11 protein-coding genes are annotated in these 14,673 nt (G+C 73.6%); 2 read left to right on the plus strand and 9 right to left on the minus strand.

Annotated elements, in window-relative coordinates:
* Positions 1-187 precede the first annotated feature (187 nt).
* Complete coding sequence (locus tag POD19_RS04775) at positions 188-2,122, minus strand: LysM peptidoglycan-binding domain-containing protein (protein ID WP_340309352.1); 1,935 nt, start codon at positions 2,120-2,122, stop codon at positions 188-190.
* Positions 2,123-2,576: 454 nt separating this feature from the next.
* Here POD19_RS04775 and POD19_RS04780 point away from each other — a divergent pair, with 454 nt between their 5' ends.
* Together POD19_RS04780 and POD19_RS04785 are read left to right on the plus strand one after the other, a co-directional pair.
* On the plus strand, positions 2,577-2,906 hold the full coding sequence (locus POD19_RS04780; RefSeq protein ID WP_002857882.1) for a bifunctional 3-phenylpropionate/cinnamic acid dioxygenase ferredoxin subunit: 330 nt from the start codon (positions 2,577-2,579) through the stop codon (positions 2,904-2,906).
* Positions 2,903-4,192, plus strand: a complete 1,290-nt coding sequence (locus POD19_RS04785) for an NAD(P)/FAD-dependent oxidoreductase (RefSeq protein ID WP_144818968.1) — start codon at positions 2,903-2,905, stop codon at positions 4,190-4,192. Before POD19_RS04780 ends, POD19_RS04785 begins: the two co-directional genes overlap by 4 nt.
* 27 nt (positions 4,193-4,219) lie before the next feature.
* Here the strand turns inward: POD19_RS04785 and POD19_RS04790 are convergent, their stop codons facing one another.
* The 8 genes from POD19_RS04790 to POD19_RS04825 all read right to left on the minus strand — a co-directional run bounded on the left by POD19_RS04790 (position 4,220) and on the right by POD19_RS04825 (position 14,583).
* Positions 4,220-5,716 (minus strand): protein adenylyltransferase SelO, encoded by a 1,497-nt coding sequence (locus POD19_RS04790; protein ID WP_144818970.1) that lies wholly within the window; start codon positions 5,714-5,716, stop codon positions 4,220-4,222.
* Between the two features lie 172 nt (positions 5,717-5,888).
* The gene (locus POD19_RS04795) at positions 5,889-6,839 is read right to left on the minus strand and encodes a hypothetical protein (protein WP_070709504.1); all 951 of its coding nucleotides are present in this window, start codon (positions 6,837-6,839) and stop codon (positions 5,889-5,891) included.
* A gap of 209 nt (positions 6,840-7,048) precedes the next feature.
* Positions 7,049-7,909, minus strand: a complete 861-nt coding sequence (locus tag POD19_RS04800; protein ID WP_069941119.1) for an HpcH/HpaI aldolase family protein — start codon at positions 7,907-7,909, stop codon at positions 7,049-7,051.
* Between the two features lie 133 nt (positions 7,910-8,042).
* Positions 8,043-8,828: a 2-keto-4-pentenoate hydratase gene (locus POD19_RS04805; protein WP_144818972.1), complete on the minus strand. Its 786-nt coding sequence runs from the start codon at positions 8,826-8,828 to the stop codon at positions 8,043-8,045.
* 394 nt (positions 8,829-9,222) lie between these two features.
* Positions 9,223-10,389, minus strand: a complete 1,167-nt coding sequence (hpaD, locus tag POD19_RS04810) for a 3,4-dihydroxyphenylacetate 2,3-dioxygenase (RefSeq protein WP_144818974.1) — start codon at positions 10,387-10,389, stop codon at positions 9,223-9,225.
* Between the two features lie 263 nt (positions 10,390-10,652).
* Positions 10,653-12,197: a 5-carboxymethyl-2-hydroxymuconate semialdehyde dehydrogenase gene (gene hpaE, locus POD19_RS04815; RefSeq protein WP_078026215.1), complete on the minus strand. Its 1,545-nt coding sequence runs from the start codon at positions 12,195-12,197 to the stop codon at positions 10,653-10,655.
* Positions 12,198-12,280: 83 nt separating this feature from the next.
* Positions 12,281-12,982 (minus strand): GntR family transcriptional regulator, encoded by a 702-nt coding sequence (locus tag POD19_RS04820; RefSeq protein ID WP_078026216.1) that lies wholly within the window; start codon positions 12,980-12,982, stop codon positions 12,281-12,283.
* Positions 12,983-12,984: 2 nt separating this feature from the next.
* Positions 12,985-14,583, minus strand: a complete 1,599-nt coding sequence (locus tag POD19_RS04825; protein ID WP_144818976.1) for a fumarylacetoacetate hydrolase family protein — start codon at positions 14,581-14,583, stop codon at positions 12,985-12,987.
* Between the last annotated feature and the right edge of the window lie 90 nt (positions 14,584-14,673).

Genomic DNA, 14,673 nt, shown 5'->3' on the forward strand with positions numbered 1-14,673 from the left:
GCCGCGGCGCCGCAGCCACCGGCCCCACGGGCTCTCGGAGGCCTGCGCCCTCGTCGACTTCTCGTGGGGAGCAACGTCGGTTGACTTATCCCGGGTGCAGCGGCCTGCGACCGGTGATAACTCAACCGACGACGGCGGCCCGCACCTTCACGCGCAGGTGCGGGCCGACGTCGTCCCGGCGGGGCGCTCAGGCGGTGCGCAGCACCATGCCCGGGTGGAGCATGGTCGAGACCGTCATGCCGTTGAGGCGTTGCAGGCGCTCCATGGCGACGCCCGTGCGCTGGGCGATGAGCCACCAGCCGTCGTTCGCCTGGACCACGTACGTGGCGGGCGAGGGCGCCGGGGCGGAGGCGGTCTGGCCGGTCCGCAGCACCATCCCCGGGTGCAGCACGGTGGTCGCGGTCATGCCGTTGAGGCGCTGGAGGGTCTCCATCGTCACGCCGGTGCGGTGGGCGATGATCCACCAGCCGTCGCCCTCGCGGACCGTGTACGTGCCCGGGGCGGGGGCCGGGGCGGGCGTGGGCGTGGCGGCCGGCGCCGTGGCGGCCGTGATGAGCACCATCCCCGGGTGCAGGACGGTCGACGCCGTTATGCCGTTGAGCCGCTGGAGCTCCGCGGCGGACACGCCGGTCCGTCGGGCGATGACCCACCAGCCGTCGTTCGGCTGCACCGTGTACGTGCCGGTGGTGATGGGGGTGGGCTCCGGGGCGGTCGGGTCGGCGACGGTGCGCAGCACCATGCCCGGGTGGAGCACGGTCGACTCGGTCATGCCGTTGAGCTCCTGGAGGGTGGCCGCGGGCACGCCGGTGCGGCGGGCGATGGTCCACCAGCCGTCGTTCGGCTGCACCGTGTACGTGCCGGCGGTCGACGGCTCGGTCGACGGGGCCGGCATCGGCGCCGGGGTGGCCGGTGCCGGCGGCTGGCCGGCCGCCGTCGCGATGGCCTCGGCGCGGTCCCGCAGGTCGTCGAAGCGGGCCATCAGGTGCTGCCCCGGGCACGCGGTCGCGGACGTGGCCCGGTGCGGGAAGATCGTGTCCACGGTGACGGGCGTGCCCGCGGCGTACTTCGTGCTGCCGCCCGAGGTCAGGGTGACTCGGCCCCGCGCGTCGATGCCGTCGCGGTACAGGTAGTAGGCGGTGGCGCGGGCCATCGCGTCCACCACCTCCTCGGACGGGGCGAGCACGTCGTAGTTGCCCATCGTGGAGACGCCCATCGTGCCCCGGTTGAACCCGCCCGCGTGCGTGCCCAGCGGGTTCGAGTCCAGGGCGCCGCGACGGCCCTCGTAGATGTTGCCGAAGCGGTCCGTGATCAGGTGGTACGGGAAGTCGCCCCAGCCGAGGGTCTTCGTGTAGTACGCGTAGATGCCGCGCATCTGCTCCACGGCCTGGGCGCGCGAGTAGTCGTTGGTGCCGGCCGTGTGGTGGATGGTCAGCGCGCGCACCTGGTCGAACTGCGGGGAGTCCTCCGCCCAGGACTCGTCCGCGCCCCACTGTGCGCGGGTGATCACGTCCGGGAGGATCTTCGCGCGCGCATCCGAGGCCGTGGCCACGGTGTGGCCCTCGGCGGGCTCCGCGCCCCCGACGACGGCGCTCGACTTCACGCCCCGGGGCAGGCCGGCCGTCTCCGCGGCCTGCTCGGCGGTCACCGCCGGGTGCGCGCTCGCAACGGTCTCGTCCGTGGCGGCCGTGCCCGGGTCGATGAGGGACAGCTCGAGGCCGGCCGGGGCCGCGCCGTCGACGGTGGTCACGCGCAGCTGGGCGCCGTCCGCGCCGAACGCGACGAACGGGTCCGTGCCGGTGCGCGCGGGGGCGGCGTCCTCGGGCAGGACGGGCCGATCCAGGACCTGCCACGGGCCCCAGGCCCCGTCCTGACGCACGCGGATCTCCACGCGCTCGACGGCGTCGTCCGCCGCGGTGTCCCATACGGCGGCTGCCACCGTGAACGGGCGGTCCACCACGGGCTCGCCGAGCACGACGCCGGCCGGGGCCTCCTCGGCCGGGACGAGGTTCTCGCCCTCCTGCGGGACGGTCGCGACGCCGGCGCCCTCGACGGGAGCGGCCGACGCGGGGGTCGCGGCCGCGCCGACGGTCGTGGCGCGGGCGGCGTCGTCGAGCGGGCGCACGTCGGGGGCGCCCTCCGTGGTCGCGGACGGCGGCTGCGGGAGCAGGCCGCCGACGAGGACGGAGAGCGCGGCGACCGCGACGGCGGGCGCGAGCGGGCGGGGGACGCGGCGGAACGCGGCGGGAGAATCTTCATGCGGATGCCTTCGGAAGGTGGAGTGCCCGAGGAACGACAGGCGCGGGCCGTGTCGCTTTCCCGGGTCGGTGGCGTGGTGAGGGCGGGATGAGGGCCAGAGGCCGTCGTGATCGTAGCGTGATCGACCATTCCCGGGAACATCTTTCGAAGGCTTGTCGGGTGATTTCACGCCCCCGTGATGTCCGGTTCATCCATTCACAGGTGGGCGCGGTGTGGCACCGGGGCGGAGCACAGCGGAGGGGTGTCGGGTCCGCGCCGGGGGATACGGTGACGGGAGACCACCACGGGCCGCCCGGCCCGGGAACCAGAGGAGGCAGACCATGGCGGAGCCGATCCACATCGGCGCGGCGGCGGACGTCCCGGAGGGCGAGGCGATCGTCGTCCCGGCGGCGACGGCGGGGACGAGGGACGACGTCGCGGTGTTCCACACGGACGCAGGCGAGTTCCACGCGATCGACGACACGTGCACCCACGAGGACGCCTCGCTGGCCGAGGGCTGGCTCGAGGACGACCGGGTGGAGTGCCCGCTGCACGCCGCGCAGTTCTGCCTGCGCACCGGCGAGGCGCTCTGCCTGCCCGCCACCAAGGGCGTCGGCGTGCACCGCGTCGAGGAGCGCGAGGGCCAGCTCTACCTCGTCCCCGGCGCATGAGCCACGACGTCGAGGCCCCGGCAGGCGTGCCCGGCTCGGTCGCGGTGGTGGGCGGCGGCGTCGCGGGCTTCGCCGTGGTCCGCGAGCTGCGGCGTCGCGGTTTCGCGGGCGAGATCGCACTCGTGGACCCGCAGGGCGTGCCCTATGACCGGCCACCCCTGAGCAAGGAGTTCCTGACCGGCGACGCGGACGCGCACCGCCTGCTGCTCGCCCCGCCGGCATGGTTCGCCGAGCACGGGGTGGAGCTGGTGGAGGACGAGGCGGTCCGGGTGGTGCCGGGCGGCGTCCACCCCGACGGCGGCCCCGCGCCCCACCGGGTGGAGACGGCCTCCGGGCGGGTCCTGGACGCGGACGCGGTCGTGCTCGCCACGGGCGGGCGACCCCGGGCCCTCGACGTCGCCGGCGCCGACCACCCGGACCTGATCACCCTGCGCACCCGCGCCGACGCCGAGACCCTGCGCGACCGCCTGACGTTCGGGACCGAGGTGGCGGTCGTGGGCGGCGGTTTCACGGGGGCGGAGGTCGCGGCCGCGGCGCGCCGCTCGCTCGCCGCGGTGACGCTCGTGACCGGGACGGACGCCCCGGCTCGCGCGGCGGTCGGGCCAGCGCTGGCCGCCCGCCTGCACCGGATGCACGCCGAGCACGGGGTCGCGGTCGAGGTCGGGCGGGCGGCCTGGATCGAGCACCGGGACGCCGACGGCGGCGCCGCACTGCCGGCCGCCCACCGGCTCCACCTCCACGACGGGCGGACCGTGGACGCCGACGTCGTGGTGTTGGCCGGCGGCACCGTGCCGGACACCGCCCTCGCCGCGGACGCCGGTCTGGAGGTGGCCGACGGCGTGCTCACGGACGCGATGGGCCGCACGACCGTGCCCGGGATCCTGGCCGTGGGCGACGCCGCGCGCGCCCGGGAGTCCGCGTGGGCGCCGTCGCGGCACTGGGAGCCGGCCCTGCGGTCCGGTGCGGCCGCCGCGGCGGCGTTCCTGGGGGGACAGGCGGACGCCCCGGGCGCCCCGTGGTTCTGGTCCGACCGGTACGACGCACACGTGGAGGCCGTGGGGGACATGACGGTGCCGGCCGGTGGGCGGATCGTGGATCGCGAAGTGCGCGGCGTCGTGGTGGCGAGCTTCGCGCTGGCCGCGGACGGGACCCTGCGCGGGGCCGCGTCGATTGACGACCCCATGACCGTCAAGGCCGCCCGGCGCATCATCGACCGGGGGATCGTGGTGGACGCCGCCGCGCTCGCGGACCCGGCCGTGCCGGTCAAGTCGCTGGCGCGGGGGTGAGGGCGCCCGTTTCGTCGACGAAAGCGGTCAGGTGCCGCAGTAGGTGACGAACGGGGCCCCGTCCGCCGGACCCGGCTCCGCGTGCCGCTCGAACCCGGGGCGCGGGGTGAGGGGATCCGTGACGGCCTCGAGCAGCCGGTGGACGGCGGTGAGGTCCCCGTCCTCCGCGGCCGTCAGGGCCTCGTCGAGCAGGTGGTTCCGTGGGATGTAGACGGGGTTCACCGCGCGCATGCGGGCCGGATCGGGACCCATCGCCCGCCAGTCCGAGAGCCAGGCGGCGAGCCCCGCGGGGTCCGGGGCGCCGGGGACGAGCCGTGCCGCCTCGGTGCGCGCCGCGTCGTCGTCCACGGGCGCCGCCGTGTGCTCGGCCAGCCGCACCCAGAACGAGGTCCAGTCGGTCCGCGCCGCGGCCAGCCACGGGAACAGGCGGTCGGTGAGCGCGGCGACGTCGTCCTCCGCCACCGACGCCGGGAGACCGAGCTTGTCCCGCAGTCCGCCCCGCCACGCCGCGAGATGGGCGCCGTGGAACCTGCCCAGCGCCTCCTGGGCGAGCGCGACGGCGCGGTCGGGGTCGTCGTCGAGCACGGGCACGAGGGCCTCGCCGAGCCGGGCGAGGTTCCACGCCGCGATGGGCCCCTGATTGCCGTACGCGTACCGGCCCTGGGTGTCGATCGAGGAGAAGCTCGCGGCCGGATCGAAGGCGTCGATGAACGCGCAGGGGCCGTAGTCGATAGTCTCGCCGGACAGGGTCATGTTGTCCGTGTTCATCACACCGTGCACGAAGCCGACGAGCATCCAGCGGGAGACGAGCTCGGCCTGCGCGGCGATCACCGCCTCGTAGAGCGCGAGCGCGGGGTGCTCGGCGTCGGTGGCGTGCGGGTGGTGGCGGGCGATGGCCTCGTCGACGATCCGGCGCAGCACCTCCGTGGGGTGCGCCTGCTCGGGGAGGGCCGCGGCGTACTGGGCCGTGCCGACGCGCAGGTGCGACGCGGCCGTCCGGGCCAGCACCGCGCCCGGCAGCACGGTCTCGCGGCGGACCGGGTGGCCCGTGGCGACGACGGCGAGCGCCCGCGTGGTCGGCACGCCGAGGGCGTGCATCGCCTCGGAGACCACGTACTCGCGGAGCATGGGGCCGAGCACGGCCTGCCCGTCGGCGTTGCCGCGCGCGAAGGGCGTGCGACCGGAGCCCTTGAGATGCAGGTCGTGGAGCCGACCGTCCGGGGCCGTGAGCTCGCCGAGGAGGAGGGCGCGCCCGTCACCCAGGCGGGGGGAGTAGTGGCCGAACTGGTGGCCCGCGTACGCCTGCGCGACCGGCCGCGCGTGCGGGCCGGGCTGCTCGCCGGTGAGGAAGCGGACGCCGTCGTCGCTGGCGAGCCACTCGGCGTCGAGGCCGAGCTCCGCCGCGAGGCCGGCGTTGAGCAGGACGAGTTGCGGGCCGTCCGTGACCTGGGCCTGCCAGGGCAGGGCGAGCTCGGGGAAGGTGTCGGCGAAATGCGAGCTCAGGGTGGGGGCGGACGTGGTCATGGGGCCACGCTACGTGGGGGAGCACGGGTGTTCACGGGCCGACTCCCACCGGGCCCGTCCTTTCGAGGCGGGAAATCGACCCCATGGGCGTGGACCAGAGTGCTATGAGCTGGATTTCCCGCCTCGAAACGAGGGGCCGTGGCGGGCCGCGGGGGCCGTGGATCTCACCGGGTCACCCACCGAACTCGGCCGCCCGGCGCCGCACCCGCGCGACGACGTCCGCGTAGTCGTCCCGGGCGTCGGCCCACATGACCTTGATCGAGAGCCAGTCGTGGTCGGCGCACCAGCGGTCGCGCAGCACGTCTCGGGCCTGCTGCTCGGCGGTGCGGTGGTGCTCGCCGTCGTATTGCAACGCGAGGCGCCACTGCCGATACCCGAGGTCGACCGTCGGAGCGCGGCGGTCTGACGGGTCCAGCCGGCACTGCACCTCGGGCTCCGGCAGCCCGGCGTCGACGAGCGCCAGCCGCAGACGCGTCTCGCGCGGCGAATCCGCCCCCACGCGCATCCTCGCCAGCGCTGCCCGGGCCAGTCCGCGCCCCCGGAAACGTCCCCGTTCGGCCAGCGATCGGACGAGCTCCTCCGGGGTGTAGGCGGGAGCCCCGCGTCCGCCGCCGGGCAGCCACGGCGGGCAGAGCAGCGCGTCACCGGCGGCGACGACGTCCCGCTCGGTGAGCGCCGACCGTGCCGCGCACAGGTCCCACAGCGTGCGGGCCGGCGTCGTCACGAGCACGCCGCCCCGCGTCATCCGCTGTCCCTCCGGCACCTCGATGCGGTGCGGCACCAGACCCGCCTGGACCGGCCGGCCGCCCGAGGTGCCGACGCTGACGTGCACCGCACCGGGGGCCAGCAGCCGTGCGGGCACGGTCAGGCCGTGCAGGCGGGCGGCGGTCTCATGGCTGACGACGACGCCGGGGTGGCGCCGCTGGTACGCGCGGACCTCGTCCATCGTCCACTCACGGACGGAGGCCGCCGCAGGGCCGGCCGGCCCGTAGATGCCGTGGCGCAGCCGCCGCAGGTCTGAGGACTGCAGTCGGGACCACGTCACACCCGCCCGGCGCGCGTCGTCGACCGTGAAGGCGGCGGGGTCGATCGACGGCGGCAGCGGGGCGGGACGACGGGGCATGCGGCGAGCGTGCTCCGTCGGTCGGCATCCCGAGACAGACGAGCGGGGGCCTGGGGACGCGCGAGGGGGCCCGGCGCGGTTGTGCAGGAGGCGGTGACGTCCCCCGGGGCGCCGGCCCCGAGCCATTCGAGGCGGGAAATCCACGTCATGGGCCAGGATCGGGCGTCCATGGGGTGGATTTCGCGCCCCGAAGTGAGGGGATGACCGGATCAGTACGACGCGCGGGGCGCGCTCTGCCCGTCGGCCGCGGCGTTGCTCGGGGCCGGGCACCAGCGGTCGGCGAGGGCCTCGGCGGCGCGGGCCAGCAGGGCGACGTCGGCGCCCACGTTGACGTAGTCCGCACCGGCGGCGGCGTAGGCGTCGGCCTGCGCGGGCACGAACGCGTTGACGCCCACGATCTTCCCGGCGGCCTTGACCTTCGTGATGACCTCCTCGACCGCGGCCACCACGTCCGGGTGCGACTGCTGGCCGAGCAGGCCCAGGGACGCGGAGAGGTCCGAGGGGCCGATGAAGACGCCGTCGATCCCGTCCACCGCCGCGATCTCGTCCGCGTTCCGCACGCCGGCGGCCGTCTCGATCTGCACGATCACGGAGACGTGGTCCGCCGCGCCGGGCAGGTAGCCGGGGATCCGGTTCCAGCGGCCCGAGCGTGCCAGGGCGGAGCCCACGCCGCGCACCCCGCCCTCGGCGGAGCCGTCCGGGTAGCGGGCGGCGGCCACGGCGCGGCGGGCCATCGCGGCGTCGTCGACCATGGGCACCAGCAGCGACTGGGCGCCCAGGTCCAGGAACTGCTTGATGGCCACGGTGTCCAGCGCCGGCACGCGCACCAGGGTGGGCACACGGTAGCCGGCGATCGTGCGCAGCTGGGCGAGGACGTCCTGCAGGGTCAGCGGTGCGTGCTCGGCGTCGATGAGCAGGTAGTCGAGGCCCGCGCCGGCGCAGATCTCCGCCGTCGTCGGGTCCCCGGAGGAGAGGAACATGCCGGCGGCGGGGCGGCCCCCACGGGCGGCGACGGCCTCGGGCGTGAAGAGGTCGCGGAACAGCGGCTGCGGGTTGTGGCGGACGGGCATGGGACGTTCCTCCGGGGTTCTCCGCGCCCTCCACCCGACGCGGGTTGAGTTGTCGCGGGTGGAGCGGGGTCGTACTGGTGATAGGTCAACCCGCGTTGCGGGCGGGCGGGGCGGGGCGACGACGGCGGGCGGGTCAGGCGAAGCGGCAGGTGATGGTGCCGAGCGGGCCGTAGTCGGCGTAGACGGTGTCGCCCTCGTGCACCCACATCGGGCGGGTGAAGGAGCCGGCGAGCACGATCTCACCGGCTTCGAGCGCGTCTCCGTGCCCGGCGATGCGGTTGGCCAGCCAGTGCACGCCGTTGGCCGGGTGGTTCAGCACGCCCGCGGCCACGCCGGTCTCGATGATCTCCTCGTTGCGGGAGAGGATGCCGGAGACCCAGCGCAGGTCCACGTCGTGCACGCCCACGGGGCGGCCGCCGATCACCAGGGAGCCCAGTGCGGCGTTGTCCGAGATGGTGTCCGTGATGGTGCGGCCGGCCATCTCGATGCGCGAGTCCAGCACCTCGAGCGCGGGCACCACGTACTCGGTGGCGCGCAGCACGTCCATCAGGTTCAGGCCGGGCCCACGCAGCTCGTCCTTGAGCACGAACGCCAGCTCCATCTCGATGCGCGGATGGGTGTACTTCTTCCACTCGTACACGTGGCCGGACTCGAACACCTGGTCGTCGAAGATCACGCCGTAGTCCGGCTCGTCGATCCCGGTCGCGTCCTGCATGGCCTTGGAGGTCAGGCCGATCTTGTGGCCCACCTTGCGGCGGCCCGCCTCGACCTGGCGCTCGGCCCAGATGCGCTGGACGGCGTACGAGTCCTCGATTTCCATCTCCGGGTAGCGCGCGGTCAGCCGCGGCACGGGCACGCGGTCGATGCCCGCGCGGTGCAGCTCGTCGGCGATCTTGAGGTGGGTTTCGTGGTCCAGCACAGCGGTCTCCTTCACGACGACGGGCAGGGGCCTGGCCTTGATCGTATACGATTACGCGGCTCGGCCCGTGGACTCGTCGCCATCCTGTCACCGCCCCGGATCAGTCCGGGGTGCGCGTCCCGATGCTCAGCCCGGGCTTGCGGCGGTGCACCGTGAGCCAGGCCAGCCCCCCGACGCCCGTCTGCGAGGCGGGACACCTCTGCTCCCCACGCTTCGAGGCGGGAAATCGAGCTCAAACTGGCCCTCCCGGCTCGAATGAGGTGGATTTTCCGCCTCGAACGGCGTGGGGTGGGGGGACGCGGAGGGTGGCAGGGGGTGCGGCCGACGACGGCGGGCACCTGCGTGGGGTGCCCGCCGTCGGCGTGGTGTCCCGGAGCGGCGCCCGGCAGTGCCGTCAGAGCTGGTTGCCGAGCTTGTACTCGCCCTGCTTCCACTCCGGCATGGACTCCTCGCCCTGCTCCTCGCGGGTGTAGGAGAAGCCGTCGGCGCCGATGGTCACGTCCATCTCGGAGTCGTCGGTGCGGGAGACCAGCGGCTGCAGGTTGCCGTCGAGGTCCAGCACGCGGGAGGCGTCGGTGTACCAGGACGGCACGACCGGGGTGCCCCACCAGTCGCGGCGCTGGTTGTCGTGCACATCCCAGGTGACCACGGGGTTGTCCGGGTCGCCGGTGTAGTAGTCCTGGGTGTAGACCTCCACGCGGTGGCCGTCCGGGTCGCGCAGGTAGAGGTAGAACGCGTTGGAGACGCCGTGGCGACCCGGGCCGCGCTCGATGTGGTCGGACATGCGCAGGGCGCCGAGCTTGTCGCAGATCGCCAGGATGTTGTGCTTCTCGTGCGTGGCGAAGCACACGTGGTGCATCCGCGGGCCGTCGCCGCCGGTCATGGCGGTGTCGTGCACGGTGGGCTTGCGGCGCATCCACGCGGCGTAGACGGTGCCGTTCTCGTCCTGGATGTCCTCGGTGACGCGGAAGCCCAGGTCCTGCATGTAGCGGGCGGCACGCGGCACGTCCGGGGTCACCTGGTTGAAGTGGTCCAGGCGGACCAGTGCGCCCGGGGTGTAGAGGTCGTAGCGCCAAGCCAGGCGCTCCACGTGCTCGACGTCGTGGAAGAACTCGTAGGGGAAGCCCAGCGGGTCCTCGACGCGCACAGAGTCGCCGACGCCCTTGACGAAGCCGTCCTTCCGGCGCTCCACGCGGCAGCCCAGCTCCTCGTAGAAGGCGACCGCCTTGTCCAGGTCCTCGGGGGTGCGCACGCGGTAGGAGAACGCGGCCACGGCGGCGGTCTCGCCCTGGCGCAGCACCAGGTTGTGGTGGATGAACTCCTCCATGGAGCGCAGGTAGACGGTCTCCTCGTCCTCCTCGGTGACCACGAGGCCGAGCACGTCCACGTAGAACTCGCGGGACTGGGCGAGGTCCGTGACCACGAGCTCCATCGAGGCGGAGCGCAGGATGTCCGGCGCCTCGGACGTCGGGGTGGGGAGGGGGTTCTCCGGGTCGATGGGGACTTCCTTGGTGACGAAGAAGCCGGAGGAGGTCTTCTGGCGGCTCTCGAGGTTGGTCATCGGTGCTCCTTGGTGAGGGGGCGGTGCGCTGTGGCCTGGGACACGGTCAGTGGCTCGATCGTATACGATCCGGGCGACCGACGGAAAGGCTCTCGAGGAACGCGGGTTGAGTTGTCGCGGGTCCGGGGCGCCCGCACCCGCGACAACTCAACCCGCGTCGGGTGGGCCGGGGGAGGAGCCCGGCCCGGCCCCACCACGACGACGGCGCCCGCACCGTCGCGGGGACGGTGCGGGCGCCGTCGTGGTCACCGGTCGGCGCGGGCTCAGCCGTCGATCTTCGCCGCGGCCTGCTCCTGCTTGCCGAACACCGGGTTGTGGACCTCGCCGAGGTTGATGTGCACGGCCTGCTGGTCGGTGTAGAAGTCGATCGAGCGGTAGCCGCCCTCGTGGCCCAGGCCGGAGGCCTTCACCCCGCCGAACGGGGTGCGCAGGTCCCGCACGTTGTTGGAGTTCAGCCACACCATGCCGGCCTCCACGTTCTGCGCGACGTTGTGGGCGCGCTTGAGGTCGTTGGTCCAGATGTAGGCGGCCAGGCCGTACTTGGTGTTGTTGGCCAGCTGCAGGGCCTCCTCCTCCGTGTCGAACGGGGTGATGGCCACCACCGGGCCGAAGATCTCCTCCTGGAAGATCCGGGCGTCCGGGGCCACGTCCGCGAACACGGTGGGCTGCACGAAGTTGCCCTCGGGGAAGCCCTCCGGGCGGCCGCCGCCGGCCACCAGGCGGGCCTCGGTCTTGCCGATCTCCACGTAGGACATGACCTTCTCGAAGTGCTCCGGGTGCACGATGGCGCCGACCTCGGTGGTCTCGTCGTCCGGCAGGCCGACCTTCACGCGGGAGGCCTGGGCGGCGTAGCGCTCCACGAACTCGTCGTAGACGGAACGCTGGACCAGGATGCGGGAGCCGGCGGTGCAGCGCTCGCCGTTCAGGGAGAACACGCCGAAGATGGTCGCGTCGATCGCCGCGTCCAGGTCCGCGTCCTCGAACACCACGGCCGGGGACTTGCCGCCGAGCTCCATGGACAGGCCCTTCAGGTGCGGGGCGGCGTTGGCGAAGATGATCTGGCCGGTGCGGGACTCGCCGGTGAAGGAGATCAGCGGCACGTCCGGGTGCTTCACGAGCGGGTCGCCCGCGTAGCCCTCCTCGCCGAAGCCGTGCACCATGTTGAACACGCCCTTCGGCAGGCCGGCCTCCTCGAAGATCCCGCCCCACAGGGAGGCCGAGAGCGGGGTGAACTCGGCGGGCTTGAGCACCACCGAGTTGCCGGTGGCGATGGCCGGGGCCAGCTTCCAGGACTCCAGCATGAACGGGGTGTTCCACGGGGTGATCAGGCCGGCGACGCCGATCGGCTTGCGGTTCACGTAGTTGATCTGGCGGCCCGGCACCTTGAAGGTGTCGTCGTGCTGGGCCACGATCAGGTCCGCGAAGAAGCGGAAGTTCTCGGCGGCGCGGGCGGCCTGGCCCCTCGCCTGCTTGATCGGCAGGCCGGTGTCGAAGCACTCCATCTCGGCCAGCTGGTTGCCGCGGGTCTCCATGATGTCGGCGATCGCGTGCAGCACGCGGGAGCGCTGGCGCGGCAGGGCCTGGGACCATTCGCCGGACTCGAAGGCCCGCTTCGCGGCGGCGACGGCGCGGTCGATGTCCGCGGCCTTGCCGGAGGCGGCCGTCAGGTACGGCTCGTTGGTCACCGGGTCGAGCACCTCGAAGGTGTCGCCGTCGATCGAGTCGACGAACTCGCCGTCGATGTAGTGGCGCAGGACGTCGGGCAGGCCCGCGGGCTTGCGGGCCTCGATGCTGGTCTTCTCCGTCATGGTGTCTCTTTCACTGAGTGCTTCGGGTGGGTCTGATGATCGGGGCCTGGAGCAGCCGGCGTCGGCGCCGGTCCGGCCGGCGGTCACGCGGACGGCTCGGCGCTGTGCTCCAGGTAGGCGTGCAGGGTGTTCAGGCGGTGGGCGCGGGCGGCGGCCTCGATCTCCTCGAAGCGCGCCCCGTCCTCGATCAGGCGCAGCAGGTGTTCGTGCTCGTCCACGGAGGCCACCGCCCGGCCGGGCACGTACGCGAACGTGGAGGAGCGCAGCGCGGCCAGGCGGTTCCAGCCGCGGTGCACCAGGTCGTGCACGTGCTCGTTCTGGTGATGCTCGAACAGGATCGAGTGGAAGCGGCGGTTGAGCTCGGTGAACGCCATCGGGTCCCAGGCCGTCTCCGACTCCGTCATCGCGCGCATGGTGGCGTTCACCTCGCGGGCCGCCGCGAGGTCCTCGCCGGTCACGTGCGGGGCGCACTGGGCGGTGGAGAACCCCTCCACCAGCGCCAGCGTCTCCATGGTGTGGCGGTACTCGACCGGATCGATGCCGACCACGGTCGCGCCCACGTTGCGCTCGTAGGCCACCAGCTTCTCGGACTGCAGGCGGCGGATCGCCTCCCGCACGGGCACCACGGACATGCCCAGCTCCGCGGCGATCTGGGACAGCACCAGCCGGTCGCCCGGCTCGTGGCGCTGGTCCCGGATCCCCTCGAGGATCGCCTGGTAGGCGCGGTCCGCCTTGGAGACGGGGGCGCCTGCGAGGCCGACCGTTCCGATGTCCGTGCGGCGCATGCTCAGGCGTCGCCCTCCGGGGCCGGGGCGTCCGGCAGGGTCTTGCGGTACTCGGCGAACTTGGCCTTCCACTCGGCGTTCGGGGGGAACATCCCGTCCACCGGGTAGCCGGCCTTGACCTGCTCGTACGCCCAGGCGTCCTGGAGCTCCTGCTCGTAGGCGTCGTCCACAACCTCCTGGAGCAGGGACGGCGGGATGACCACCACACCGTCGTCGTCGCCGACGATGATGTCGCCGGGCTGCACGGTGGTGCCGCCGCAGGCGATGGTGCCGCCGACCTCCCACGGGATGTGACGGCGGCCCAGCACCGCCGGGTGCGTGGCGCCGGCGTACACCTGGAGGCCGACCTCGGCGACGGCGGCGGAGTCGCGGATGCCGCCGTCCGTGATCACGGCGTTCGCGCCGTTCACCTGGGCGCGCAGGGCCAGGACGTCCCCGAGGGTGCCGGTGCCGTGCTCGCCACGGGCCTCCATGACCACCACGTCGTCCGGCTGCACCGAGTCGATCGCCCGCTTCTGGGCGTTGAAGCCGCCGCCGAACTCCTTGGCCAGGTCCTCGCGCTTGGGGATGTAGCGCAGGGTCTTGGCGTAGCCGAGGACGCGCCGACCCCGGTGGATCGGGCGCGGGCCGTCGATGGTCGCGTTCTGGACGCCGCGCTTCTGCAGCTGGGCGGTGAGGGTGGCCACCGCGATGGCGTCGATCTTGGCGCGCAGCTCGGGGGTCAGCAGGGAGCGGTCCGGCTGCGGGGCGCTCGCGACCCAGTGGCCGTTCTCGTCCACCGCGGACGACGACGGCGCCGCGGCCTGCGGGGCCAGACCGGCGGCCTCGCGGGAGCCCCAGGCCTCCTCGCGCTGCACGTCGTCCACCTGCGGCTGCGCGCCGAACGGGGCCAGGGCGTGCTCCGAGTCGACGACCGTCGTCACCAGGCGGCCGGTGGTCGGTGCGCCGGGGGCGCTGGGGGCGTCCACCTCCACCTCGACGACGTCGCCCGGCCGGGCCACGGAGGAGCCGGCGGGGGTGCCGGTGAGGATGACGTCGCCCTCCTCGAGCGTCATGAGCTGCGAGAGGTCGGCCACGAGCTGGCCGAACGGGAAGACGAGGCCCTCGGTGGTGTCGTCCTGGACGATCTCGCCGTTGACCCAGGTGCGCACGCGCAGGGCGGCCGGGTCCAGGCCCGCGGCGGAGATCACCGCGGGGCCGAGCGGGGTGTAGCCGTCGCCGGACTTGTTCTTGACGTTGGAGCCCTTGTCCGCGTGGCGGAGGTCGTAGAGGCCCCAGTCGTTGGCGGCGGTGATGCCGGAGACGTGCGACCAGCCCTCCTCCGGGCTGACGCGCCGGGCGGTGCGGCCGATGATCAGCGCGATCTCGCCCTCGTAGGCGAGCAGCTCGGTGCCGGCGGGGCGCTCGATCGTGTCGCCGCTGCGGGCGATGGAGGTGCCGGCCTTGAGGAAGTAGCCGGGGGCCTGCGGGGACCGGCCCCGCTGGGCGATGCGGGAGAGGTAGTTCAGGTGGACGGCGAGCACCTTGCCCGGCCGGTTCTCCCGGACGGTGAAGTCGTGCTCGGTGACGGTGGGCGTGGGCTCCGGTGTGCTCTGCGTCATGGGCGAGATCGTATACGATCTCGCGGGCCCGGGGAAGAGGTCGCACGCCCGGCAGACGCGCCGGGCCGACGTCGTCGTGGGCGCCCGCCG

This window comes from Micrococcus sp. GPGPB33 (genome assembly GCF_037853785.1).
GTDB lineage: Bacteria > Actinomycetota > Actinomycetes > Actinomycetales > Micrococcaceae > Micrococcus > Micrococcus luteus.

Excerpts from the sequence above, each read along its gene's own strand:
- POD19_RS04795 (WP_070709504.1), bottom strand. The coding sequence starts at position 6,839 with ATGCCCCGTCGTCCCGCCCCGCTGCCGCCGTCGATCGACCCCGCCGCC.
- hpaD (WP_144818974.1), bottom strand. The coding sequence starts at position 10,389 with ATGACCAACCTCGAGAGCCGCCAGAAGACCTCCTCCGGCTTCTTCGTC.
- POD19_RS04790 (WP_144818970.1), bottom strand. The coding sequence starts at position 5,716 with ATGACCACGTCCGCCCCCACCCTGAGCTCGCATTTCGCCGACACCTTC.
- POD19_RS04780 (WP_002857882.1), top strand. The coding sequence starts at position 2,577 with ATGGCGGAGCCGATCCACATCGGCGCGGCGGCGGACGTCCCGGAGGGC.
- POD19_RS04820 (WP_078026216.1), bottom strand. The coding sequence starts at position 12,982 with ATGCGCCGCACGGACATCGGAACGGTCGGCCTCGCAGGCGCCCCCGTC.
- POD19_RS04785 (WP_144818968.1), top strand. The coding sequence starts at position 2,903 with ATGAGCCACGACGTCGAGGCCCCGGCAGGCGTGCCCGGCTCGGTCGCG.
- POD19_RS04825 (WP_144818976.1), bottom strand. The coding sequence starts at position 14,583 with ATGACGCAGAGCACACCGGAGCCCACGCCCACCGTCACCGAGCACGAC.
- POD19_RS04800 (WP_069941119.1), bottom strand. The coding sequence starts at position 7,909 with ATGCCCGTCCGCCACAACCCGCAGCCGCTGTTCCGCGACCTCTTCACG.
- hpaE (WP_078026215.1), bottom strand. The coding sequence starts at position 12,197 with ATGACGGAGAAGACCAGCATCGAGGCCCGCAAGCCCGCGGGCCTGCCC.